This window comes from Pseudomonas sp. GOM7, from assembly GCF_026723825.1.
In the GTDB taxonomy this organism is placed as follows: domain Bacteria; phylum Pseudomonadota; class Gammaproteobacteria; order Pseudomonadales; family Pseudomonadaceae; genus Aquipseudomonas.
In genome coordinates, this window is record NZ_CP113519.1 from 3,636,584 (window position 1) to 3,662,391 (window position 25,808).

Annotated in this window: 9 protein-coding genes and 1 tRNA gene; 1 reads left to right on the forward strand and 9 read right to left on the reverse strand. The window is 65.6% G+C overall.

What is annotated here, in order from left to right; translation table 11 throughout:
• Position 1 precedes the first annotated feature (1 nt).
• The 7 genes from OU800_RS15995 to OU800_RS16025 all read right to left on the reverse strand — a co-directional run bounded on the left by OU800_RS15995 (position 2) and on the right by OU800_RS16025 (position 19,369).
• Entirely contained in the window at positions 2–9,481 is a 9,480-nt protein-coding gene (locus OU800_RS15995) for a non-ribosomal peptide synthetase (RefSeq protein ID WP_268178309.1), read from the reverse strand.
• A gap of 50 nt (positions 9,482–9,531) precedes the next feature.
• Entirely contained in the window at positions 9,532–14,337 is a 4,806-nt protein-coding gene (locus OU800_RS16000; RefSeq protein ID WP_268178310.1) for a non-ribosomal peptide synthetase, read from the reverse strand.
• Between the two features lie 66 nt (positions 14,338–14,403).
• The gene (locus OU800_RS16005; RefSeq protein WP_268178311.1) at positions 14,404–15,390 is read right to left on the reverse strand and encodes a TauD/TfdA family dioxygenase; all 987 of its coding nucleotides are present in this window, start codon (positions 15,388–15,390) and stop codon (positions 14,404–14,406) included.
• Positions 15,391–15,575: 185 nt separating this feature from the next.
• On the reverse strand, positions 15,576–16,511 hold the full coding sequence (locus OU800_RS16010) for an ABC transporter substrate-binding protein (protein ID WP_268178312.1): 936 nt from the start codon (positions 16,509–16,511) through the stop codon (positions 15,576–15,578).
• A 31-nt stretch (positions 16,512–16,542) separates the two neighbouring features.
• Positions 16,543–17,586 carry a FecCD family ABC transporter permease gene (locus OU800_RS16015; RefSeq protein ID WP_268178313.1) on the reverse strand — a complete coding sequence of 348 codons (1,044 nt, stop codon included), beginning with the start codon at positions 17,584–17,586 and terminating at the stop codon, positions 16,543–16,545.
• Entirely contained in the window at positions 17,583–18,566 is a 984-nt protein-coding gene (locus OU800_RS16020; RefSeq protein ID WP_268178314.1) for a FecCD family ABC transporter permease, read from the reverse strand. Before OU800_RS16020 ends, OU800_RS16015 begins: the two co-directional genes overlap by 4 nt.
• Positions 18,563–19,369 (reverse strand): ABC transporter ATP-binding protein, encoded by an 807-nt coding sequence (locus OU800_RS16025; RefSeq protein WP_268178315.1) that lies wholly within the window; start codon positions 19,367–19,369, stop codon positions 18,563–18,565. The genes OU800_RS16020 and OU800_RS16025 overlap by 4 nt, the downstream gene beginning before the upstream one ends.
• 414 nt (positions 19,370–19,783) lie before the next feature.
• On the opposite strand from OU800_RS16025, the gene OU800_RS16030 reads away from it, so the two are divergent.
• A complete protein-coding gene (locus OU800_RS16030; protein WP_442964784.1) occupies positions 19,784–21,913 on the forward strand; it encodes a TonB-dependent siderophore receptor in 2,130 nt (709 codons plus the stop codon).
• A 101-nt stretch (positions 21,914–22,014) separates the two neighbouring features.
• Here the strand turns inward: OU800_RS16030 and OU800_RS16035 are convergent.
• Both OU800_RS16035 and OU800_RS16040 read right to left on the reverse strand, forming a co-directional pair.
• Positions 22,015–22,089: transfer RNA gene (locus tag OU800_RS16035), tRNA-Arg, on the reverse strand.
• Positions 22,090–22,167: 78 nt separating this feature from the next.
• Complete coding sequence (locus tag OU800_RS16040) at positions 22,168–25,635, reverse strand: indolepyruvate ferredoxin oxidoreductase family protein (protein WP_268178317.1); 3,468 nt, start codon at positions 25,633–25,635, stop codon at positions 22,168–22,170.
• Between the last annotated feature and the right edge of the window lie 173 nt (positions 25,636–25,808).

The following is a 25,808-nucleotide window of genomic DNA, read 5'->3' on the forward strand; positions in this document are numbered from 1 at the left end:
TTCAGTCTTCCATCTCTGCCAGCAAACGCTGCATCTCATCCAGTGCCTGATCGGTCGAAGGCCGCTGCGGGTTTTCGATCTGTTCGGCCAGGCCGGCAATGGTCGGGTTATGGAACAGGCTGCGCAGCTCGACCTTGACGCCGAAGCGGCTCTCCACCCGGGTCATCAGTCGCATCGCCAGCAGCGAATGGCCGCCCAGCTCGAAGAAGCTGCTGAGCACGCCGACCTGCGGCAGGTCGAGCAGCTCCTGCCACAGCTCGGCCAGTTCGCGCTCCAGTGCCGTGCGCGGCGCTACGCCTTGCTCGGCCTGCGCTTGCGGCGCCGGCAGGGCCTTGCGGTCGATCTTGCCGTTGGCATTGAGGGCGAAACGAGGTAGCTGGATGAAACCGGCCGGCACCATATAGGCCGGCAGCAGGTTTTCCAGATGGCGGCGCAGCGCCGCCTCGTCGACCGGGCTCGCGGCCTGCAGCCAGGCGAACAGGCTGTGGCTGCGACCATCGAGCATGACCACCGCCTCTTCCACGCCGGGGTAACGGCGCAGCAGCGATTCGATCTCCCCCGGTTCGATACGGAAGCCGCGTACCTTGACCTGGAAGTCGGCGCGGCCGACATAGGCCAGGCGCCCATCGCTACGGCGGCGCACCAGGTCGCCAGTGCGGTACATGCGGCTACCAGGCTCGCTGGCGAACGGATCGGGCAGGTACGCCGCGGCGGTAATAGTCGGCGCACGCTGGTAGCCACGGGTCACGCCGCTGCCGGCGATATACAGCTCGCCAGTGCTGCCCAGCGGTACCGGCCGCAGGCATTCGTCGAGCACGTAGCAGCGCGTGTTGAGCAACGGCATGCCGATATCGGCGACACCGGCCGGCACCTCGCGCAGCGCCTGGGTGGTCGACCAGACGGTGGTTTCCGTGGGGCCATAGGCGTTGATCAGTTGCACACCCTTGGCCTGCAGCACCTTGACCAGCTCGGCCGGCACCGCTTCACCGCCGATCAGGCCGCGCAGGGCCGGCCAGTCGTCACGCCCGGTTTCCAGCAGGATCTGCCAGCCAGCCGGGGTGGCCTGGAACACCGTGGCGCGACGCAGCAGCTCGAACAGGCGGTGGCCATCGACCACCTGCTCGCGGCGTGCCAGGAGGATGGATGCGCCCTTGAGCAACGGCAGGAACAGCTCCGGCTTGCACATATCGAAGGCGTAGGTGGTGCTGGCCAACCAGACGTCCTCGGCGCTCAGCGGCAACTGGCGGTCGAGGCCGGCGAGCAGGTTGCTCAGGTTGCCACGGGTGACCTGCACGCCCTTGGGCGTGCCGGTGGAGCCCGAGGTATAGATCACGTAGGCACGCTGCAGCGGCGCCACCGGCAATCCCAGATCATGCGCCGGCTGCTCGGCCAGCGGCAGGTGCTCGACGAGCGTGCTGTCGACAGCGCCGAGCACCTCGGCGCAGGCCTGCTCGCTGAGCACCAGGGCCGGCCGCGCATGCTCGATGATGAAACGCAGGCGTTCGCCCGGTTGCTGCGGGTCCAGCGGCAGATAGGCCGCGCCCGCCTTGTGGATCGCCAGGATGCTGGGCAGCAGCCAGGGGCCACGGCTCAGGCACAGGGCGACCAGATCATCGCAACCGACACCCTGGGCGCGCAGCCAATGGGCCAGGCGATTGCTCAGGGCATTGAGCTGGGCATAGCTGTAGCGTTGCTCCTGACAATCCACCGCCAGTGCGTCCGGGGTCAGCGCGACCTGGCGCTCGAAGCGGGCGATCAGATCCTCGGTTTCGCTCAGCGCGTGCGCCGGCAGGTTCCACGGGCGGCGGGTCAGGGCGTGATCGGCATTGGCCAGGTCGATGTCCCACAGCCGCGCCTCGGGCCGCACCAGCATGCCGTCGAGCAGATGACGGTACTCGTCGGCGTAGCGTTGCATGGTGCTGGCGACGAACAGCTCGGTGTTGTACTCCAGCACGCAGTGCCAGGCGCTGCCGTGCTGTTCGATATGCAGGCCGATGTCCACCAGGGCACTGTCGCTCTCGACATCCAGGCGCTGCGCCGGCAGGCCGGCGAAGCCCTGGCCGACCGCCGCCACGTCGTCGCGCTGGATCAGGTTGAACAGCGCCTGGAACAACGGCGTATGGCTCAGATCGCGGCGTACCTGCAAGGCCTCTACCAGCCGCTCGAAGGGCACGTCGCCGTGCTGCTGGGCGCTCAGGTGGGTGGCTTGCAACGCCTGCCAGAACGACGCCACCGATTGCAGCGGGTCGACCTGGCTGCGCAGCACCTGGGTGCTGGCGAAATAGCCGATAAGGTTGTCGGTGTGCGCCTGCTGACGCTGCGCCACCGGCAGGCCGATCCACAGCTCGCGCTGCCCGGAATGCCTGGCCAGCAGCACCTTCCAGGCCGCCAGCAGGGGCGCGAAGGCGGTCAGGCCATGGCGCTGCGCGGTGCTGCGCAGGCGTTCGACCAACTCGGCAGGCAGCTCGAAACGCAGGCGCCGGCCGTGGTAGCCCTGCTCGGCAGGGCGCGGCAGGTCGGTGGGCAGATCCAGCACCGGCGGCTCGCCGGCCAGGGCCTGGCGCCAGTAGTCCAGTTGTGCGTCGATGCGCGCCTGCCCGGCGGGGCTCTGCCAACTGGCGGCGACATCGCTGAATTGCAGCGGCAGCGGCGCCAACGTCGCCTGGGCTCCGCTCAGCTCGGCCTGGTAAAGGCGTTGCAGTTCGTCGAAGAAGATCTCCAGCGAACGGGCGTCGGCGATGATGTGGTGCAAGGTGGCCTGCAGCACGCTCTGCCCTTCGCCCTGATACAGGCGCACGCGCCACAGCGGCGTCGCGCTCAGGTCGAAGGCGCGCTGCGCTTCCTCGCTCAAGGTGCGGGCGAAGGCCGGTGACTGCACATCCTGCTGCAACGGCTCGACGCTGAGCAGGGGGCCGTGCAACGGCACGACCTGCTGCTGCGCGCCAGCATCCGTCTCGCAGAACACAGTGCGCAGACTGTGCTGACGCTGCACCAGTTGCGCCAGGGCGCGTTCCAGTACCTCGGCGTGCAGGTTGCCGTGCAGGTGCATGGCCAGTGACAGGTGGTAGGCCTGGGTGTCGCCCTGCAAGCGGTCGAGGAACCACAGCCGTTGCTGGGTGAAGTGCAGCGGCGCCGCAACCTCGCCGAATGGTCGCAGGATGCTTTCGTCTGCCCCCTCGGCAGTGGCCAGGCTGGCCGCCAGTGCGCCCAGGGTCGGGCACTCGAATACGCTGCGCAGCGGCAGTTGCCGCCCGTGGCGTTCGGCGATACGTGCTACCAGCCGTGCCGCCAGCAACGAATGGCCGCCGAGGGCGAAGAAGTTGTCGCCGGCGCCCACCGCATTGCAACCAAGCAGCTCGCACCAGAGCTCGGCCAGTTGCGCCTCCCAGGGCTGGCTCAGTTCACCATCGCGCTGGCCTTCATGTTGCGTGGGCGCCGGCAGCACCTTGCGCTCCACCTTGCCACTGGGGCTCAACGGCAAGCTGTCGAGGCGCACGAACTGGCTTGGCAGCATGTAATCCGGCAGGTGCTGCGCCAGTTGCGCGCGCAGCGCGGCGTCGTTCAGCTCGGCGCTCGCCGCCTGGGTGACCGAGTAGTAGGCCACCAGGCGCGCGCTGTCGCCTCTGCCGAGCAGCACCACGGCCGCTTCGCGCACCCCGGCGACGCGCGCCAATAAGGCTTCGATTTCGCCCAGTTCGATACGGAAACCGCGCAGCTTGACCTGGAAGTCCAGGCGCCCCTGGTAGTCCAGGCTGCCATTGGCATTGCGCCGCACACGGTCGCCGGTGCGGTACATGCGCGCCCCCGGCACGAAGGGATCGGGCAGGAAGCTGGCCGCGCTCAGGGCAGGCGCGGCGAAATAACCACGGCCCAGGTTGGCGCCGGCCAGGTACAGCTCGCCGGGCACGCCAGGCGCCACGGGTTGCAGGTCGGCATCCAGCACATAGGCGGCTGTGTTCACCACAGGCCGGCCAATCGGCACCTCCACCCCGCCGCTCTCACCCTGACGCACCTCGAAGGTGCTGTAGACGCTGGCTTCGGTCGGCCCGTAGCCATTGATCACCCGCGCGCCACGCTGCTCCATGGCCTCGGCCAGCGCGCTCGGCAGCGCCTCGCCACCGGAAATGGCGCGCACGCCCTGCCAACTGCGCTGGGTGTGCGCCACTAGCATGCGCCAGGTGGCCGGCGTGGCCTGCATCACCGTCGGCTGACCGGCCTCGATCAGACTGTCGAGGGCTTGTGGGTCGCGTGCCTGCTCACGGTCGGCGAGCAGGATGCTGGCCCCGCGAGCGAGCGGCAGCAGCAGCTCGACTATGGCGATATCGAAGGTCGCGGTGGTCAGTGCCAGCACCCTGTCCTGCGCCGTCAACGGCAGCACCTGCTGCACGCCGAGCATCAGGTTCATCAGGTTGCCACGGGCGATGGCCACGCCCTTGGGCTGGCCGGTGGAACCCGAGGTGTAGAGCACGTAGGCGAGCTGGGCAGGATGCACGCTTGGCGCACGGTAAGGCTCGGTGGTGCTCAGCGCATCGATATCCAGCAGTTCGACGGCACTGCCCCACTCGGCCAGTTCCGCCAGGGCCTCGGCATTGCTCAGGCACAGCCGCGGCTGCGCGTGGGCGAGAATGTAGCGACCGCGCTCGGCCGGGGTGTCCTCGGCCAGCGGCACGTAGGCAGCGCCCGTTTTGAGGATGGCCAGCATGGCCATGGGCAGGCGCGCATCGCGCGGCAGGCGCAGAGCCACACGATCCTCGACGCCGACACCACGGGCCTGCAAGGCAGCGGCCAGGCGCTCGGCTGCCTGGTTCAGTTCGGCATAGCTCAGGCGCCGTTGGCCGGCCTGCACGGCGATGGCCTCGGGCTGCTCGGCGACCTGCCGGGCGAAAGCCTGCAGGATGTCTTCGTGGCCCTGCACAGGCTCGCCATGCAAGCGGGCCAGGGCGCGCTGCTCGGGCTGCCAGGCGAGCTCACCGAGCACCTGCTGCGGTTGTTCGAGCACGGCATCGAGCAGCGCCAGGTATTGCTCGAGCATGGCCTGGGCGGTCTGCTCGCGGAACAGCTCGCTGCTGTACTGCAGGCTAAGGGCGATGCCATGTTCGCTGTCGCGTACGTCCAGATGCAGGTCACACAGGGCGCTGTCCGGGCGATTGTCGAGGGGCTCGGCGATCAGCTCGGTCAGCTCGAAACGCTCCAGGGCATGCCCCGGGAAGTAGTTGAACATGGCCTGGAACAGCGGGTTGTAGCTGACCTGGCGGGCCACGCCGAGCTGTTCGATCAGGTAGTCGAAGGGCAGATCCTGGTGCGACTGCACTGCCACGGACAGCGCCTGCAAGGCGTTCATGTGCTGCAACAGGCTGGCCGTGCCGGAAAGCTTCTGGCGATACACCAGGGTGTTGACGAAGCAGCCCACCAGCGGCTGCAAGGCCGCGTGATGGCGGTTGGCGGCCGGCACCCCGACGAGGATGTCGTGCTCGCCGCTGCGGCTGCGCAGCAGCAACTGGAAGGCGCAGAGCATGGGGATGAAGTTGCTCCAGCCGTGGCTCGCGCTGAATGCCCGCAGGCGCGCCACCAGGGCATCCGGCAGGCGCTGCTCGACGCGCCCGCCAGCCTGGCGGGCATGGGCCGGACGGGGGAAGTCCGCCGCCAGTTCGAGCACCGGCAGTTCGCCGGACAACTGCTCGCGCCAGTAGGCCAGCTCGCTCTGGCAGGCGGCGCTGTCCATCCACTGGCGTTGCCACAGGGCATAGTCGGCGTACTGCATCGGCGTCTCGGCCAATGCCAGCTGACGCCCCTGACGCAGCGCGCGGTAATGGGCGCAGAGGCCGTCGATGATCAGTTGCAGCGACCAGCCGTCGGCGACGATATGGTGGCAATTGAGCGCCAGCACGTGGGCCTGCGGCCCCAGGCGATACAGGCAGGCACGCAGTAGCGGCGCGCTGTCCAGGGCGAACGGGGTCATCGCGTCCTGGCGCAGCAGCTCGTGCAACTGCGCCTCGCTGGCCACCTCGATCAACGGCAAGGCCAGCTCGGCCTTGGCGAGGATGACCTGCGTCGGCTCGCCGCCGTCGCTGACGAAACGAGTACGCAAAACTTCGTGTTGATCGACCAGGGCCTGTAGCGCTGCCTGCAGGTCAGCCACATGCAGGTCGCCGCTCAGGCGCACCGCGCCGGCCAGGTTGTAGGCCGGGCTTTCAGGCTGCAGTTGCTGCAAGAACCACAGGCGCTGCTGAGCGAACGACAGCGGCAAGCTCTGCGGACGCGGCAGGCGCTTCGGCGTATTGCTCTCGCCAGCTTCCTGCTGCTCCAGCCACTCGGCCATGGCGGCGATGGTCGGGCGCTCGAAGACCACCCGCAGGGGCAGTTCCTTGCCGCTGAGCTTGCCGATCTGGCCGATCAGTTGCGTGGCCAGCAGCGAATGCCCGCCCAGCTCGAAGAAGTGATCCTGGATGCCGACCCGCGCCAGCCCCAGCACGCCCTGCCAGGCTTCGGCCAATTGCACTTCCAGCTCGCTGCGTGGCGCCACATAGCGCGCCTCGCTCTGCGCTGCGAAATCGGGCGCCGGCAGCGCCTTGCGGTCGATCTTGCCGTTGGCGTTGAGCGGCATGCGTTCGAGCAGCATGAAAGCGCTGGGCAGCATGTAGGGTGGCAGGTTGGCGGCGACGAACTCGCGCAGCGCCTCGATGGAGGGCTGCGGCTCGGCCACCACGTAGGCCACCAGCACCTTGGCGCGCTGCTGGTCGTCACGGGCCAGCAGCACCGCCTCACGCACACCGGGGTAACGGGTCAGACAGGCTTCGATCTCGTCCAGCTCGATACGGTGGCCGCGAATCTTCACCTGGTGGTCGGTACGCCCGACGTACTCCAGTTCGCCATTGGCCAGGAAGCGCGCCAGGTCGCCGGTGCGATACAGGCGGCTGCCGTCGTTGGCGATGGGGTCAGGCAGGAACACCGCCGCCGTGCGCGCCGGGTCGGCCATATAGCCACGGCCAACGCCGACACCAGCGACGAAGATTTCCCCCACCGCACCGCGTGGCACCGGCTGCAGTTCGGCATCCAGCAGGTACAGGCGGTTGTTCAGGGTGGCGCGGCCAATCGGCACGCTGCTGCGTGATTCCGGCAGGCACTCGATGAGCGGATGGAAGGCCACGTCATCGGAGCATTCGGCCGGGCCGTAGGCGTTCATCAGCGGGATACCCGGGTAGCGCTCGAACCAGCGCCGCGCCAGCGCCGGTGGCAGCGCCTCGCCAGTGGCCAGTACCCAGCGCAGCGCGGTGCGCTCCAGACCGGCGTCGAGCAGGCTCTGCATCAGCGATGGCACCGCTTCGAGAATGCTCACGCCATGGCGCGCGATGGCCTCGGCCAGGGCCTCGGGGTTCTGCATCACGCAGTCGCCGAGAATCACCGTGCGTGCCCCCAGCACCAGGCCGGCGAGGGTCTGCCAGACGGAGATGTCGAAGCACTGCGGCGCGCTCTGGGCGATCACGTCATCTTCATTCAGGCCCAGGCCCGGCAACTTGCCGAGAATGTTGTTGAGCATGCCGGCGTGGGCCACCATGGCGCCCTTGGGCGTGCCAGTGGAGCCCGAGGTGAAGATGCAGTAGGCCAGCGACAGATCGTGCACGGGAATGTCCAGGTCGGCATCGCTGTAGCCGCTCAGATCCGCCGGCTCGTAGCGGATCGCCGCCGGCGGCTGGGCCATCTGCTGCAGCGCCTGCTGGGCCAGCTCGCTCTGCTCCGCGCTATGCAGCAGCAGCGGCGAACGGCTCTGGGTAAGCACCTGAGCCAGGCGCTGCGGCGGGTTGCGTGGGTCCAGCGGCAGCCAGCCGGCACCCGCCTTGAGCACGGCGAGGATCATCACCACCAGGTCGAGGCCACGCTCATCGAGCAACGCCAGCAGGTCGCCGTCCTGCACGCCGTTGGCGCGCAGATGACGGGCCAGGCGGTTGGCCGCCCGGTTTAGCTGATCGAAGCTCAGGCTGCGCTCGCCATGCACCACGGCAATGCGCTCGGGGGTGCGGCGCACCTGCTGTTGCACACGCTCGACGTAGAGCGGCTGCAACTGCGCTTGATCCGCCGCCAGGTCGCCAGCGGCCCAGGCATGCTGTTGGGCGATCTCCGCCGCATCGAGCATGGCCAGGCGTTGCAGCGGCATGTCCGTATCGCGCGCCAGGGCCTCGCCCATGTTCAGCAGCAACGTGCGGAAGTGGCGCAGCATCTGCTCGACTTCCTCACGCAGGAACCAGTCGGTCTGGTAGGTCAACTGCAGGTGCAGGCGCTCGCCGGGCACGATCACCACGGTGATCGGGTAGTTGGTGTGGGTGCGGTTGGCCATGTCGCTGATCAGGTAGTCCAACTGGCCCTGACGCAGGCTGGCGGAGATCGGCGCGTTCTCGAAGACGAACAGGCTCTGGAACAGATCCTGGCGCTGCACTTCGCTCCAGCCCTGGATCTGCGCCAGCGACACGCTTTCATGCTCGCGCAGGCTGAGGTTCTCCGCCTGCAGCGCCTTGAGCCAGGCACCGAGGGACTGCTGAGGCTGCCAGCTCCAGCGCAGCGGCAGGCTGTTGATGAACAGCCCGACGATGCTCTCCATGCCCTGCATGTGCACCGGGCGCCCGGCCACGGTGACGCCGAACAGCAGGTCGCGATTGCCGCTGTAGCGCCCCAGCAGCAAGGCCCAGGCACCCTGCACCAGGGTGTTGAGGGTGATACCCAGGCGGCTGGCAGCCTGCTGCAGGCCCTGGGTCTGCTCCAGGCTCAGGTGTTCGACGCAATCCTCCACCGGCTCCGGCGCATCGAGCACGCGGCCAGCATGGCCGAAACCAAAAGTGGTGGGCGTGTCGAAACCGGCCAGGCGTTGCTGCCAGAAGGCCTGATGATCCTCGGGCTTCTGCTGTTCCAGCCAGCGGATGAAATCGCGGTACGGGCGTGGCTTGGGCAGTTCCAGGCGCCGACCCTCACGCGCGGCGCGGTAGCCGTCGAGGAAGTCCATCATGATGATGGAGAAGCACCAGGCATCCATGAGGATGTGGTGATAGCTGCGCACGAACTGGTAGGTGTCCGGCGCCAGCTTGAACAGACGCACGCGCATCAGCGGCGCCTGGGTGAAATCCAGTCCCTCGCGACGCTCCTCGGCCAGCAGATGCTCCAGGCGCGCCTGCTGCTCGGCCTCGTCGATAGCCGACCAGTCCTCGTAGGTGATCGGCAATTCGACCTGCTTGTGCACCACCTGCATCGGCCGCTTCTGCTGCTTCCAGACGAAGGAGGTGCGCAGCAGCTCGTGGCGCTCCACCACCTGTGCCCAGGCCTGGCGGAAGGCGTCCAGGTCGAGCTGCGGCAGCACCATCACATGGCGGTACTGCAGCAGGTACATGCCCTTACCCGGGTGCATCAGGCTGTGGAACAGCAGTCCTTGCTGCATGGGCGCCAGTGGGTAGATGGCCTCGATATTGCGGGAAAGTGCCTTGACCTTGTCGTTCATGCCGAGGGTCTCCTTGCCGTGGGCTGGGGATGTGGGGGCGCCAGGTGTGGTCATTGCAGTTGCTCGAGCAGGCCGAGGAATTCGTCGTCGGAAAGCCCCGAGTCGGCGAAGTCGGCAGCGGTGGCGCGACCGGCCTCGGGATCCAGGCAGTGTTCGAGCAGGGCTTCGATACGCTGCTGGAACTGCTGCGCCAGTGCGCCGATCAGGGTCTGCTCATGCACCTGCGGGGCGTAGCGCCATTCGATGTGCAACTGACCCTGGTCGACCAGGGCGGTGACGTCGAGCAGATGGGTGCGGCGGGTGTCGGGGGCACGCATGGCCGGGCACAGCGTCTGCGCCAGGCGCCACAGGCGCGAGCCACCCAGCCACTGGTCGACCCGCCCCAGATAGTTGAAGGTGAGCAGCGAAGCGGCGCCGAGCCCGTGCTGGGGATCGAGGCGCAGCAGGCCGTAGCCGATGCCCTGTTCCGGTACGCGGCGCAGTGCTTCCTTGGCGGCGATGATCGCCTCCTCCGGCTGTTCGGCGGCCCGCACGGCCAAGGGGTAGCGGCTGGTGTGCCAACCCACCGAGCGCGACAGATCCGGGCCCTGCTCCCAGCCACTGCGACCGTGGCTTTCCATCTCCAGGGTGACCTGCTCGCGCCCCAGCCATTGGCCGATCACGCCGGCCAGTACCGCAACCAGCAGATCCTGCACCTGGGTGCCGTAGGCCCCATGGCAGTCGCCCAGCAACAGTTCGGTTTTCTCGACGGACAGCTTGGTTTCCAGCGTGCGGCTTTCGCCGTACAGACTGACGTCACGGGCGACCTCGCCCTCCTCGGCCAACTGCGCTTGCCAGTAGTCACGCTGGGCCAGCACCTCTGCGCTCTGGCGATGTCGCTGCAAGGCCTCGCTCCAGCCATGGAAACTGGTGGAAACCGCCGGCAGCGAAGCCTGCGGGTCGAGGTAGAGGCTTTCCAGTTCTTCCAGCAGCACCTGCCAGGACACGGCGTCGACCAGCAGATGATGCGCCGTGCACAGCAGATGCCCACTGCCGGTGAAGTACACCCAGCGGATCAAGGGCGCGCGATCCAGTTGCCAGCCTTGTTGCCACTGCTCCAGCAGCGCGTCGTCCAGCGGTTGTTCGACCACCTGCAGCAGCTTGCCGGCCATGTCCGCCGACAGCGGCTGATAGCGTTGCTGCCAGCCCTGCGCGCTCTGCTCGAAGATCAGCCGCAGGCTGCTGTGACGCTGCAGCAAGGTGGCCAGTGCCTGGGCCAGGCGCGCCGGCTCCAGCGGTTGCTGAACGGCCAGCAGCAGGGACTGGTTCCAGTACTGCGGGGTGTTCTGCTGCTGATCGAAGAACCAGGCCTGGATCGGCGTCAGGGCGAAAGCGGCGCTTGGCTCGGCGTTATCGACCTTGGCCGGCTCGGCCACACTGGCGAGCTCCACGGCCTGCTCGGCCCAGCCGCTGACCGATGGGAACTCGAAGATCTGCTTGGGCTTGAGCTGCAGGCCCTGCTGCTTGGCGCGAGCGATGATCTGCAGGCTGAGAATGGAGTCGCCACCGACCGCGAAGAAGTTGTCGTCGGCTTGCAGGTCGGGCTTTTCCAGAATCTCCCGGGCAATCGCCAGCAGGCGTTCGACCCTGGCCCGCTGCGGCGTCTGCGCCACCCGCGCCAGCGCCCGCACGCTGGGCTCGGCGAACAGTTGCTTGGGCGTGAGGGTGATCTGCTGCTGGCGCGCACGGGCGATGATCTGCAGGCCGAGAATCGAGTCGCCGCCCTGAGCGAAGAAGTTGTCGTCCGGGCCGATGTCCGGGTTGCCCAGCAGTTCGCGCCAGATGGCCAGCAGGGTGCTTTCCACGGCATTCAGCGGCTGCTCGGCACGTGCCTCGACGCTGCGTGGCGCTTGCTCGGCCAGGTTCAACAACGCCTGACGGTCGACCTTGCCGTTGGCCAGCAGCGGCATGGCCTCCAGGCAATGCCACTGCGCCGGTTGCATATAGTCCGGCAGGCGTGCCTGCAACGCGGCCTGGATACCCGCCAGGTCGCCATTGGCAGCGACCAGGAAGGCTACCAGGCGGTTACCAGTCAGCGGCGTCGGCGCGTTGAGCACGCACACGTCCGCCACCTGGGGCAGCGCACGCAATTGCGCTGCCACTTCCGAAGGCTCGACGCGGTAGCCGCGAATCTTCACCTGCTCGTCCAGGCGCCCGAGGAACAGCACCCGCCCCAGATGATCGAGGCGAACGCGGTCGCCCGTGCGGTAACCCTGCTTACCGAAACGCGCCTGATCGACCTCGCTGGCACTCAGGTAACCACGCGCCACGGTGGCGCCCTCGATATACAGCTCGCCGCTGACGCCAGCCGGCAATACGGCGCCATCCGGCCCACGCACGCTGATGCGCACGTTGCCCAGGGGCCGGCCGAGCGGTGCGTCACCCTCGCCTTCGACTTCGTGGGTCAGCACGCCCACCGTGGTTTCGCTGGGCCCGTAGTGGTTGACGATACGCAGGTGCGGGCTCAGGGCACGCACCCGCGCCAGCAGGTCGGCGCCCAGGGCTTCGCCACCGAGCACCAGGCACTGGCGCGGCAACAGGCGCTGCGGCTCGCTGGCCACCAGCAGGGCGTTGAGGTGCGAAGGCACGATCTTCAGCATGTCCACGGGTTGCTGGCCGAGCAACGCCGCCAGTTCCTCGGCATCGAAGGCCAGCGCCTCGTCCAGCAGGCGCAAGCGTCGGCCGCTGAGCAGCGCGCCGAACAAGGCAGTGTGGCCCAGATCCGTGGCACAACTGGCCAGGCTCGTCAGGCTGGCATCGCTGCTCAGGTGCAGTCGCGCCAGGCAGGCGCTGACGTAGTGGATGAGGTTGCCCTGGGTCACCTCCACGCCCTTGGGTCGCCCACTGGAACCGGAGGTGTAGACCACGTAGGCCGGCAAGTCCGCCGGCACGCTGGTGCGCAGCGGTGCATCGCTAAATGCCGCCTCGCCCGGCACGGCCAGCCACTGCACCTGCTCTGGCAACCAGTCTGGCCGCTCGCCCTCACCCACGCAGACCCTGGGTGTGGCATCCAGGCAGATGTCCTGCAGACGCGACTCGGGCCACTGCGGGTCGAGGGCCAGATAGGTGGCGCCGCACTGCCAGGCGGCGAGCATATGCATCACCAGTTCACGGCTGCGCGGCAGGCACAGGGCAACCCGATCGCCCAGGGCGCTCAGCGAGCCTTGCAGGCGCTCGCCACGGGCGACCACGGCTCCGACCAGCTCGGCATAGGTCAGTTGACCCTGCCGATCCTCCAGGGCGATGGCCTGGGGTTTTTCCAAACAGTGCTTGGTGAAGGCCTGCCAGGCGCCCTCCTCCGACACCGACAAGGTTTCGCCAGACAACTGCGAACGTTGTTCTGGAGCCAGCCAGTCCAGTTCAGCGAAAGGCACGTCCGGCTGCTCCATGGCCGCCATGACCAGGGCCAGGAACTGCGCCTGGAAGCGCTCGACGCTCTCGCGGCGATACAACGCCTTGCTGTAGCGCCAGCGCCCGATGAACTCGGGCAGGTCATCGATGATCACCAGGTTCAGCTCGTGGGCCGCGCCACGCTGCTCGCCGATCATGCGCTCGATATAGCGCTCGAAGGGTACGTCACGCTCCTTGTTCAGGGTGAACATATGCTGGAACACCGGCGCCCGACCCATCTGCCGCGGCAGATCCAGGTGCTTGGCCAGGCGCGCGAAGGGATAGTGACGGTGGCGCAGCGCCTGTTTGACATTGGCCGCCACCTGCCTTGCCCACTCAGCACTGGACAGGTCGCGACGCACCCGGCAGCGCACCGGCAAGGGGTTGACCAGGTAGCCCGGCAATTCGGCCTGCTCGCGCTTCAGACGCCAGCCACTGGGGGTACCGAGGACGAAATCATCCTGCCCGGAGAGCATGCCGAGAAACTGCTGGAACAGTGAGAACCAGTAAACGTAGGGCGTAACGCCCAGGCTTTTGGCCACCGTGCGCAGCCGCTCGCTGTTGTCCGCGCCAAAATGGAACGACAGCTCGCCGCCCTCGAAGCCCTGGGTGCTGCCATGGGCGAAGTCGGTGGGCAGTTCCAGCGTTGGTGCATCGGCCAGTTGCGCCTGCCACCAGGTCAGCTCCTCGGCCTCGATCGCCTCGCTGCGGATATGCAGGGCGCTGCACCAGTTGCGATAGGCCTGGGGGTCGACATCGGCAAGCACTTCGCCATCGACCAGGGCGAACAGTTCGCTGAACAGCACATCGAAGGTGGTCAGGTCGGAGACGATATGGTGAATGCCCAGCAGCACCGTGTGCTCGACGCGGTCATCCAACTGGTTGCTCAACAGCACCAGCCGGCTGACTTCACCGGCAGCCAGATCGAAGGGCTTGTCGGCCAGTTCGATCACGCGTTGCTGCACGCTGGCTGCATCCGCGCCCTGCCAGGTCTCGCATTGCAGCGAGTTGGGCTGTGGGCGGCTGTCCCACTGCAGCAACTGGCCGTCACGCTCGACATAGGCACTGCACAGGTGCGGATAACGCCGCTGTACGACCTGCCAGGCCCGCTCCAGACGCTGTGGCAGATCCGCCCAGAGGTATTGCGGCCTGACTCGCCCAGCCAGGGCGATGTTGTAGGCGCAACTGTTCGGTTCCATGCGCTGCAGGAACCACAGGGCTTGCTCGTTATCGCTGAGCGGACGCGCCTCGAAGTAATCCGGATGACGCTGCAGCCACGGCAGAATCTCGCCTGCGCGTGCCTGCAGCTCCTGCTCCAAGGGCGAATTCAACGCCTCTGGCAAGCCAGCGGAAATCATCAGGCGGCCTTCACTGGCGGACAGGCGAATACCGCGCAGCCAGCAATCACGCATCAGGCGATCGAGCATATGTCGTCCTTCATCTTGCAGAGTCGAGTTCTGCCGCCTTCGCGGCGGCATCGAGAGTGAGGGGCGTCAGCCCAATGGCGCAGGCTCGGCCATGGCCACCACCACCTTGCGCGCCCCCTGGAAGGTGGAGCGGCCATGGGCAACCAACATGTTGTCGAGCATCAGCGCATCGCCCGCCTGCCAGGGGAAAATGACCTGGGTGCGCTGCAGTACATCGCGTACATGCTCCAGCGCCTCCAGTTCAATGGCCGAGCCATCGCCGTAGAAGACGTTACGCGGCACGCCCTCCTCGCCAACGATGGACACCAGCGTCTCGCGTAGTGCCGCCGGCAGGTTGGAGATGTGGAACAGGTGCGCCTGGTTGAACCAGACCCACTCGCCGGTGACCGGGTGCTGCGCCACGGCCTGGCAGACCTGGCGCGTGCGCAGCTCGCCGTCGTCCTTCCACTCGAAGTCGATATGACTGAGCCGGCAGAAACGCTCGACCTCATTGCGATCCTCGGTACTGAACGCCTGCTGCCAGGTGAGATCCAGACCGTTGCCGTAATTGCGCACGTACATCAGGCGCTTGTCGGCAAAACGCTGGCGGATGACGGGATTGATGCGCTGGTAGACCAGGCGGCTGTCGGCGATGGGTGTTTCGCCGCCGACCGGCGCGGCCTGGATGCAGTGAAACCAGATCTTCATCGGCCAGTTCAGCGAGTAGGACTGCTCGTTGTGCAGCGGAATGACCTGGTGAGCGGGGTACTCGGTGGAGGTGTAGACGCGGCTGTTGAGCTTGGTGCGCGGCGTGGAGGCGTAGTCGTAGGTCAGCAGCTCGTGACCGAAGCTGCGAGCGAAATCCTCGAAATCGCTGGCATCACGGAAGGCGAAATCGCGAAAGAGGATACCGCCGGTGGTGTGCAACTCTCGGTCGACGGTTCCCTTGATCAGCTCCGCATGATCGCGCCAGGAGTCACCTGACACAGGGGCGCGCAACACGAAGGGCAGCGATCCCTCGATACCCACCTGAACCGGTGACTGGTCTGCACGACTGAGCAAATCGGTAAGCATCTGGATTCCTTGGCGCTACTGATGAGGCCCACCAAGTTATCGCAAAACACACTCACTATCAAACAGGAATTAATATTATTTGATAATAAACCATGAATCACTCACACCTTTGCGAAAAGCCCGAGATAGAAGGCTCCATGGCCATTATTTGGCCACCCCACAAGCTGCTATCTACGGCCAGCCCCTTACTTGTCCTGCAGGTTGTAGGCACGCTCACCGATATGCGACAGCAGCAGGTAGGCCGAGCCGATCATGCCCTGCATGGTGTCGGCGAAGCGGCTGCGGTTGAAGTAGAGGAACTGATGGTTCTTCACCGCGAACAGGTTCTGCCACTGCGGCGAACGGCGGAAAGCCTCGGTGTCAGCTTCCGATCCGAGCATTTCCTCATAGGTGTCGATGATGAAATCACTGTCGAAGTCGCCGATACGCTCCAGGCTGTACGGCACGTTCTGCCGCGCCTCCTTGTAGGCCGCCACACGCCCGAGGCCGAAGTCGGCGATCACGTCATCCATGCCGGACCGGCCGATTAGCTGGAAACCATCCGGGTAGACCTCCAAAGTAGTCACGGTAATGCGCCCTGGATCCTTCACCCGCTTGGCGAACTCGCCGACGATCCACTGGTACTCCTTGAGCATCTCCTCATAGCGCTGCTGCTTGCCCACCAGGTCGGCCAGCTCCCTGGCATAGGTCTTGATATCGGCCTCGCGCGCTGGCAACAACACGACCGGAGCGATCTTGCTGAGCCGCTCCTTCAGTTCCTCGTGATAGGAGAGCCCGACGATCAGATCAGGCTTGAGCGCGGCGATGGCCTCGAGATCGGGCGACTGGTGCGAACCGACATAACTGATGCCGGAGACATCGAAGCGTTGCTGCGCACCGCGAAACAAGGCATCGGAAAACAGCTTCTTGCGCCCGGTGGAGCCGCAAGGCTTCACGCCCAGTTCGAGCAGTTGCGTGGTCAGGCTGAGGTCATGCAGAGACACAACGCAGCGTGGCGCCACCGGTACCTCGACACGGCCGAAGCGGTTCTCGAACACACGGGTATCAGCGGCGACAGCCTGCATCGAGGCCAGGCCGAGCAGCACGCAGGCCATTGGCAAAAGGGCTTTGAGCTTCAGCATCATTTTCCTCATGAGCTTGTATGGGGGCGCGTCAGCGGTTGCGTTGTCGCGCCAGCAAAACCAACAGATAAGGCGCACCGATGAGCGCCACCACCAGGCCGGCCGGCAGTTGCAGCGGCGGCAGCAAGGCACGGCCCAGGGTGTCACCGAGCAGCACCAGCACGGCCCCGAACAGCGCCGACAGCGGCAACAGCGCGCCGTGTCGTTCACCACAAAGTTGCCGCGCCAGATGCGGCGCGACCAGGCCAACGAAGGTCATCACGCCGATATTGGCCACCGTCGCCGCGGTCAGCATCACGCTGCACAGCAACAGCAAAAGCATCAGCCAGGTCAGGTTCAGGCCTCGGCTGAGCGCCACGCCCTCGCCCAGTTGCATGAGATTGAGCTGGCGATGGCAGAACAACAGCGGCAGACCAGCGATCAGCAACCACAGCGCCAGACTCTGCACCTGCGGCCAATCACCACGATGCAGGCTGCCGCCGAGCCACATCAGCGCCGACTCGACGCGATCGATATTGCCGTAGGTGATCAACAGATCGGCGACGGCACCAAGCATGGCCGTCAGGCCCACGCCCACCAGAATCAGACGCAGCGGTGCAATGGCACCACGCCAGGAAAGGCCGACGATTAACAGCGCCACCGCCAGACCACCGAGCAACGCTGCCAGGGGATAGAGCGGCAGCGGCAAGGCCTGCGGCCAGAGCACCAGGATCAGCAACATGGTGACGCTGGCGCCCGCCTCCACCCCGACCAATCCCGGCGCAGCCAGTGGGTTGCGCGTCAGCGACTGCATCAGCACGCCAGCCAGGGCCATCGCCGCCCCGCCGAGAATTGCCAGCAGGATGCGCGGCAGGCGTAGCTCCCACAGCACATTGGCCTGCGCTGCGCTGGCGTCACCGGAGAACAGGCTCCGCCAGAGCTGCGCCATGTCCATCGAATAGCTGCCCACGCTGGCGGCATACAGTGCCAGCCCCAGCAGCAGCGCAATCAGCAGCAAAGCCGATAACAGGTCGATCGGCCGCCCGATCCAGGGCAGCCCGGCCAAACGCCTCGGGGTCGTCAGCCAACGGCTCATTTCATCTTCCTCAATACCAGCACGACGAACACCGGACCGCCGATCAGGGCAGTGACGATGCCGGTGTTGAGCTCGTAGGGGCTGACCAGGGTGCGTGCGACCACATCGGCCAGGATCAGCAGCAAGCCACCGAGCAGCGGCGCCGCCAGCAGCAGACGGCGCAGATCGTGCCCGAGCAGCAGCCGCGCCGCATGCGGCACCACCAGCCCGACGAAACCGATGGGCCCGGCCAGCGCCACCGCGCAACCGGACAGCAGCACCACGGCGGCCAGGCTGAGCAAGCGCATGCGCAGCAGATTGACCCCCATGCTGGAGGCCACCTGCGCACCGAGGCGATAGGCATTCAATGCCCGCACATTCACCAGACACAGCAGCAGGCCGGCAGCGACATAGGGCCAGAGCCAGGTCGGCAGGTTCGCACCGGTGATGCCGAGCGAGCCGGTCAGCCAACGGCGCAGGCTGTCGAGCCCCTGCTGATCGAGCAGCAGCAGGATCGCGGTGATGGCGCCGAACAACGCGGCCATCATCGCCCCGGACAGCGTCAAGCGCACCGGATTGGGCGTGCGCCCGGCCAGCAGCATAACGCCGACGGCGGCCACCAGGGCGCCGCTGAAGGCGAACAGAGGAATCATGCTCATATCGTTGCCAGGCAATACCAACAGCCCGACCACCACGAACAAGGCCGCACCGCTGTTGATGCCGAGAATGCCCGGGTCGGCCAAGGGGTTGTCACCCACCGCCTGCATCACGGTGCCCGCCAGGCCCAGGCAGGCTCCCACCACCATCGCAATCCACAGGCGTGGCAGGCGCGAGCCGCGGATGACACTGTGATCGGCATTGCTCGGGTCGTAGGCCACCAGTGCCTGCCAGACATCCGCCCAGGGAATCGACTTGGCCCCCACCGCCAGGTGCAGCATCGACGCCAGACCGATCGCCAGCAGGATCGACAGCCACAGTGGCCAGCTCCACGCCCGGCTCATGAACAGACCTTGGCTTCGACTGCTCGTAATCGAGCGGGCGCCACCGGCACGCACAAGAGATCGCCCGAATGCGGGTCGCTGATGATGTGCGCATCCAGGTCGAACACGGCCTTGAGATTGCTCGCCGTGAACACCTCGGCAGGCGCGCCCTGCGCATGCACCTTGCCCTGGCACAACATCACCAGGTTATCGGCGTAACGTGCCGCCTGGTTCAGGTCGTGCAGCACCGCGACTATGGTGCGGCCCTGGTCACGCAGCACAGCCAGCAACTCGAGCAGGGCGATCTGATGGGCGATATCGAGAAAGGTGGTGGGCTCGTCGAGCAGGATAATGGGCGTGTCCTGCGCCAGGGTCATGGCGATCCAGCAACGCTGGAGCTGCCCGCCGGAAAGGGTGGACAGGGTGCGATCCAGCAGCATGGCGATATCGGCCAGCTCCACCGCTCGATCCACCGCCTGCTGATCCTGCTCGCTCCACTGCTGCCACCAGTTCTGCCAGGGGTAGCGCCCCTGCATGACCAGCTCGCGCACGGTGAGGCCTGCCGGCGAGGCGGTGCGCTGCGGCAGCAGGGCAACGCGCCTGGCCAACTCACGTCGTGAGAACTGCGCATGGGGCTTACCCTCGAGCAACACCTCACCACTGGCCGGGCGCTGCATGCGTGCCAGCACGTTGAGCAAGGTGGTCTTGCCGCAGCCATTGGCGCCAATCAGCGCGGTAAAGCAGCCCTCGGGAATCGTCAGGCTGATGTCATCCAGCACCTTCAGCTCGTCGAACTGCAGCCGAAGTCGCGTCGCTTTCAACATGCACACACACTCAATTCGGATCGCATCGCCACCTGCCCAACGCGCATGGCGTGCAGGCTCGGAGGCATACGGGATTCACCAGGAAAAATCTTGCTCGGCTCCCTCGCGAACGTCGCGTTCTTCGAGCCAGCGTCCGAGCCATGAACATCCGCGCGTAGCTTGCAGCAATAGCTGGGTGATGACAATAAATTGTGAGCTAGTACAAATCTTTCTCATTTAGATGTACAGTCCACACCGCCAGAGCAATCTGCCACCTGCGCGACGGCATGCAGGATCACCAGAAAATCCTCAGCCTTGCACCGACACCTAACCAGACGACAACAGGACTCGTTCGCCATGCGCCATTTCATGCAGAACCGCCCGAAACAGGATGCTCGCCGTCCCGCCTTCAGTCTCTCCGCTCTGGCTCTGGCCATGGCCAGCCTGAGCTCAGGCAACCTGGCCGCCGCAGAAGCTACTCTGGCAAACCCAGCAGATCCCGTGGAAATCGGCAGCATCAATGTCACCGGCCAAGTCGTGGAGCAACCCACCGAGCATGTGACGGGCTATGTTGCCAAGCGCAACATGAGTGCCACCAAGACCAACACGCCGATCACCGAAACGCCGCAGTCGCTGTCGGTGGTGACCAGCGACGAGATTCGCGACCGCCAGTCGGAAACGTTGGCCCAGGCACTGAGCTACACGCCAGGGTTCACCGCCAGTTCGACCGCTTTCAACCGCACTGCGGACCGCTTCCGCCTCCGCGGTTTCTCGGTCGAATCCGCCACCGGCGGCTCGCTGCGCGACGGCCTGCGCCTGCAGAACAACTCCTACGACGGCATTCAGGAACCTTATGGCCTGGAGCGCGTCGAGGTCATTCGCGGCGCTGCCTCGGTGCTCTATGGCCAGCTCTCGCCCGGCGGCATGATCAATGGCGTCAGCAAGCGCCCGACCGAAACGCCCTTCCATGAGCTGAACCTGCAAGTAGGCTCCCACGACCGCAAGCAACTCTCTGCGGACTTCAGCGGCCCGCTGGCTGGCAGCGACACCCTGAGCTATCGCCTGACCCTGCTCGGCCGCAACAGCGACACCCAGCAGGATCATATCAACGACGACAAGTTCTACATCGCCCCGGCACTGACCTGGCGCCCCAACGAAGATACCTCGCTGACCCTGCTGTCCTTCTATCAGAAGACCGATACGCGTTTCCTCGCGCCCCTGCCCTATCAGATGGTGAAAGGCGTGGGCGATGGTGCTTTCAAGATTGGTCGCCATGATTTCGTCGGCGAGCCGGACTATGACGACATGAACGGCGAGATGTCGGCGCTCGGCTACGAGTTCACGCACAGCTTCAACGAAAACATCACGCTCAATCACAAGCTGCGCTATTCCGAGTCCGACGTGAAGTGGAATTACCTGCAGATTCAACCCTCGACCGCCGCCATCAACTTCTCCGCACGTACCGGCACCCTGCTGCGTCGCTACAGTGATCGCCACGAACGTGCTCGAACCTGGGCCAGCGATACCAATATCGAGTCGAAGTGGCAGCTTGGCAGCGTCGAGCACACCGTACTGGTCGGTTTCGACGGCTACGACAGCTCTTATGACTCGCATAACTTCCGTGGTAACGCCCCCAGCCTGGATCTGAGAACTTACAACTATGGCCAGCCGGTGGTGGTCAACAAGAACCCCGCAGCGGATCGCGGCTCGCAGCTCGACACCCTGCAAAAAGGTATCTATCTGCAGGATCAGATCAAATTCGACGACAAGTGGATTCTGCTTCTGGGTGGTCGCCATGACTGGGCCGATCAACAGCAAACAGCGCATCGCAATGGCGACAAGGCCAGCCAAAGCGATGAAGCCACCACCTACCGTGCTGGCCTGGTCTACCTCGCAGATAACGGCCTGGCGCCCTATATCAGCTACAGCGAGTCGTTCTTCCCGGTTTCGGTTGCGTCAGTCACCGGCCAGACTTTCGACCCCACCGAAGGCAAGCAGTATGAAGTCGGGGTGCGCTATCAGCCCAAGGACAGCAACATGCTGCTCAGCGCAGCAGTCTACGAGCTGACCCAGACCAACGTGCTCAAGCAGGATCCAATTACCGACCAATACCGCCAAACCGGCGAGGTACGCTCCCGCGGTCTGGAGTTGGAAGCCAAGGCGGATGTCACCCAAGCACTCAGCGTGATCGCCACCTACGCCTATACCGATTCGCGCACCACCAAGAGCAGCATTGCCTCCGAAGTGGATCAACGCACCGACGAAACGCCCTACCACCAGGCCGCCCTGTGGGCCAGCTACGACTTCGTCAACTGGGGCATGCCGCAACTGACCGTAGGCGCCGGCGCTCGCTACATGGGTACCACGCAGGCCTCGGAAATGGACTCGCCCATGCCAGCCTATACCCTGTTCGACGCCATGGCGCGCTACCAGATCGACGACAACTGGGCCGTGACCCTGAACGCCAGCAACCTGACCAACAAGCACTACACGCAGTGCAGCTTCTCCACCTGTGCCTACGGTGACGAGCGCACCCTGCTGACCTCGGTGAACTTCAACTGGTAAGTGAGTGAGAGGGGCACTTCGATCGAGGTGGCCCTCGACCTGCTCCACACCCAAAACGAAAAAGCCGGCTGCGATAGCCGGCTTTTTCGTTGCTGAATCGATGGCGTCCCCTGCTGGAATCGAACCAGCATCTAGCCCTTAGGAGGGGCTTATTCTATCCGTTGAACTAAGGGGACAGGGCCGTATTTGCAACGGCCGGGCGGCATCTTAGCGGCGTTGATGCGGTTTGTCATGCCGCCTACCCCTCCTCTTGTTCAGGCTGCCGGCTCGAACAGGCTCACGGCGTGGATCTCGCTGACCAGCATGCGCGCCTTGAGCTGCTCGGCCTGTTCGCGAGCCTGGCGCGCCGCCGCTTCGCGTACATGGCCGTAGCCACGGACATGCTCGGGCAGCTCGGCCAGCGCCAGCGCCGTGCGGTAGTTGTCGGGCTTGAGTTCAGCCAACAGGTAGGCCACGTTGGCCTCGTACTCTTCGATCAGCTCGCGATCCTGGCGTCGCTCGGCACTGTAGCCGAACAGGTCAAACGGCGTACCGCGCAGGAAGCGCAGGCTCGCCAGCAGGCCGAAAGCCTTGAGCATCCAGGGCCCGAAGCTGCGTTTGATGGGTTCGCCGGTGACCGCATCGGGCTTGCTCAGCCAGCTAGGTGCCAGGTGGAACTGCAGGCGGTAATCCCCCTCGAACTGCGCTTCGAGCTGCTGGCGGAAGCTGCCATCGCTGTACAGGCGCGCCACTTCGTACTCGTCCTTGTAGGCCAGCAACTTGTAGTAGTAGCGCGCCACGGCCTTGCTCAGGCGCTGCTCGGCATCGCTGTCGGCCTGGCGCACGCGCGCGACCAGTTCGCGGTAGCGTTCGGCATAGGCGGCGTTCTGGTAGGCGGCCAGACGCTGAGCACGATCCTCGACGATCTCGTCGAGCGTGCTGCAATGCGGCGCCTCGACCACCTGGGGGGCGACGAGTTTTTCCACCGCTGCCCGGTCGTGGGCGGTGCGCCGCCCCCAGAGGAAGGCCTGCTGGTTGAAGGCCACGGCCACGCCATTGAGTTCGATGGCCTTGTCGATGGCCTCGGCCGATACGGGCACCAATCCTTTCTGGTACGCGAAACCGAGCATAAACAGGTTGCTGGCGATGCTGTCGCCAAGCAGCCGGGTGGCCAGGCGGGTGGCGTCGACGAAGTGGGTCTTGCCTTCGCCCACCGCCTCGCTGATCGCCTCGCGCATGGCGGCGCCGGGCACCTGGGCATCGGGGTTACGGGTGAATTCGGCGGTCGGGGTTTCATGGCTGTTGATCACCGCATGGGCGATCTTGTCGTTGAGCTTGGCCAGGGCATCTTCGCTGGCGGCCACCACCAGGTCGCAGCCCAGCAGCAGGTCGGCTTCGCCGGCGGCGATGCGCACGGCGTAGATGTCCTGCTGCCGCTCGGCGATGCGGATATGGCTGATCACCGGGCCGAATTTCTGCGCCAGGCCGGCCTGGTCGAGCACGGTGCAGCCCTTGCCTTCGATATGCGCGGCCATGCCCAGCAGCGCGCCGACCGTAGTCACGCCGCTGCCACCGACACCGGGCAGGAGGATGTTCCATGGCCGAGCCAGAGCTGGGCGACGAGGCTCGGGCAGCGTCACGAAGAGTGCCTTGGCGCCCACCGCCTCAGGCTTGCGCAGGCTGCCGCCATGCACGGTGACGAAGCTCGGGCAGAAGCCTTCCAGGCAACTGAAGTCCTTGTTGCAGGCGCTCTGGTCGATCTCGCGTTTGCGCCCCAGCTCGGTTTCCAGCGGCAGCACCGAGAGGCAGTTGGATTTCACGCTGCAATCGCCACAGCCTTCGCACACCGCCGGGTTGATGAACACCCGCTTGGCCGGGTCGACCAACTTGCCGCGCTTGCGTCGGCGGCGCTTCTCGGTGGCGCAGGTCTGGTCGTAGAGGATCACCGACACGCCCTTGAACTCGCGCAACTCGCGTTGCACGGCATCCAGTTCACGGCGGTGATGGAAGGTCACGCCTGGGGCAAAGGTGGCGCGACTCGGGTATTTGTCCGGCTCGTCACTGACCAGGGCGATGCGTTTCACCCCCTCGGCATGCACCTGCTGACTGAGCTGATCGATGCGCAGCTCGCCGTCGATGGGCTGGCCGCCGGTCATGGCCACGGCGTCGTTGTAGAGGATCTTGTAGGTGATGTTGACCCCGGCGGCCACGGCCGCACGCAGCGCCAGATGACCGGAGTGGAAGTAGGTGCCGTCACCCAGGTTCTGGAACACGTGCGGGGTGTCGGTGAACGGCGCCTGGCCGATCCAGGTGGCGCCCTCGCCGCCCATCTGGGTGAAGGTGTCGGTGCTGCGATCCATCCACTGGGTCATGTAGTGGCAACCGATGCCGCCGAGAGCGCGGCTGCCTTCCGGCACCTTGGTCGAGCTGTTGTGCGGGCAGCCGGAGCAGAAATGCGGGGTGCGCAGGGTCTTGTGCTTGGGCGCGGCCAGGGCCTGCTCCTTGGCATCGAGGAAGGCCAGGCGCTCTTCGATGGTGGCGCTGCTGTAGATCGGCGCCAGGCGCTTGGCGATCACCCGGGCGATCATCGCCGGGGTCAGCTCGCCCAGGTTGGGCAACAGCGAATTGCCCTGCTCGTCGAATTCGCCGACCACGCGCGGACGCTTGCCTACCGGCCAGTTGTAGAGCTGGCCGGTGAGCTGGTCTTCGATGATGCTGCGCTTTTCTTCCACCACCAGGATTTCATCCAGACCTTCGGCGAACTGGTGCACCGACACTGGTTCCAGCGGCCAGCTCATGCCGACCTTGAGCACGCGCAAGCCGACCTTGGCGCACAGTGCCTCGTCCAGGCCGAGGTCATCCAAAGCCTGGCGCACGTCGAGGTAGGACTTGCCGGTGGTGATGATGCCCAGACGCGGGTTGGGCGAATCGAGCTTGACCTGGTTGAGGTTGTTGGCCAGGGCAAAGGCGCGGGCGGCGTAGATCTTGTAGACGTTGAGGCGCTTTTCCTGGGCCAGGGGCGGATCGGGCCAGCGGATATGCACGCCGTCTTCCGGTAGCTGGAAGTCCTCGGGAATCTTCACCTGGATACGCAGCGGGTCGACATCCACCACGGCCGAGGAGTCGACGTTCTCGGCGATGGTCTTCAGCGCCACCCAGCAGCCGCTGTAGCGCGACAGCTCCCAGCCGATGATGCCATAGTCCAGCACCTCTTGGACGTTGGCCGGATTGAGCACCGGGATCGACGCGGCGATGAACGCATGCTCGCTCTGGTGGGCGATGGTCGAGGACTTGCAGCCGTGGTCGTCACCCGCCAGCAGCAGCACGCCACCGTGCTTGGAAACACCAGCCGAGTTGCCGTGCTTGAACACATCACCACTGCGGTCGACGCCCGGCCCCTTGCCATACCACATGGCGAACACGCCGTCGTAGCGCGCCCCAGGAAACAGGTTGGCCTGCTGGCTGCCCCACACGGCGGTAGCCCCCAGCTCTTCGTTGACGCCGGGCTGGAAGTGGATGTGGTTTTCCTTGAGATACTCGCGCGCGTCCCACAGGCTTTTGTCCAGGCCGCCCAGGGGCGAGCCGCGATAGCCGGAGATGAAGCAGGCGGTATTGAGTCCGAAGGCGGCGTCACGCTGTTTCTGCAGCATGGGCAGGCGGGTCAGCGCCTGGGTGCCGGTCAGATAGAGGTGACCTGTGGCGAGGCGGTATTTGTCATCCAGGCGGATTTCGGCCAGTGACATGGAGCGCTCCTTTTATTCTTATGCGAGCACAAGGAGCGCGACGGTAGACACGCTCCGCTGGAAGCCGTCACAGGATCACTGCGACAGATTTTGTCTAAATCATGACCGCGAGGTTCGGCTTTTTTCTTTCTATTTTCGGGCTTACGCGACGATACTGCGCATGAACCTTCCAA

Coding starts and splice junctions, on each gene's coding strand:
- OU800_RS15995 (WP_268178309.1), bottom strand. CDS start 9,481: ATGAACGACAAGGTCAAGGCACTTTCCCGCAATATCGAGGCCATCTAC.
- OU800_RS16000 (WP_268178310.1), bottom strand. CDS start 14,337: ATGCTCGATCGCCTGATGCGTGATTGCTGGCTGCGCGGTATTCGCCTG.
- OU800_RS16005 (WP_268178311.1), bottom strand. CDS start 15,390: ATGCTTACCGATTTGCTCAGTCGTGCAGACCAGTCACCGGTTCAGGTG.
- OU800_RS16010 (WP_268178312.1), bottom strand. CDS start 16,511: ATGCTGAAGCTCAAAGCCCTTTTGCCAATGGCCTGCGTGCTGCTCGGC.
- OU800_RS16015 (WP_268178313.1), bottom strand. CDS start 17,586: ATGAGCCGTTGGCTGACGACCCCGAGGCGTTTGGCCGGGCTGCCCTGG.
- OU800_RS16020 (WP_268178314.1), bottom strand. CDS start 18,566: ATGAGCCGGGCGTGGAGCTGGCCACTGTGGCTGTCGATCCTGCTGGCG.
- OU800_RS16025 (WP_268178315.1), bottom strand. CDS start 19,369: ATGTTGAAAGCGACGCGACTTCGGCTGCAGTTCGACGAGCTGAAGGTG.
- OU800_RS16030 (WP_442964784.1), top strand. CDS start 19,784: ATGGCCAGCCTGAGCTCAGGCAACCTGGCCGCCGCAGAAGCTACTCTG.
- OU800_RS16040 (WP_268178317.1), bottom strand. CDS start 25,635: ATGTCACTGGCCGAAATCCGCCTGGATGACAAATACCGCCTCGCCACA.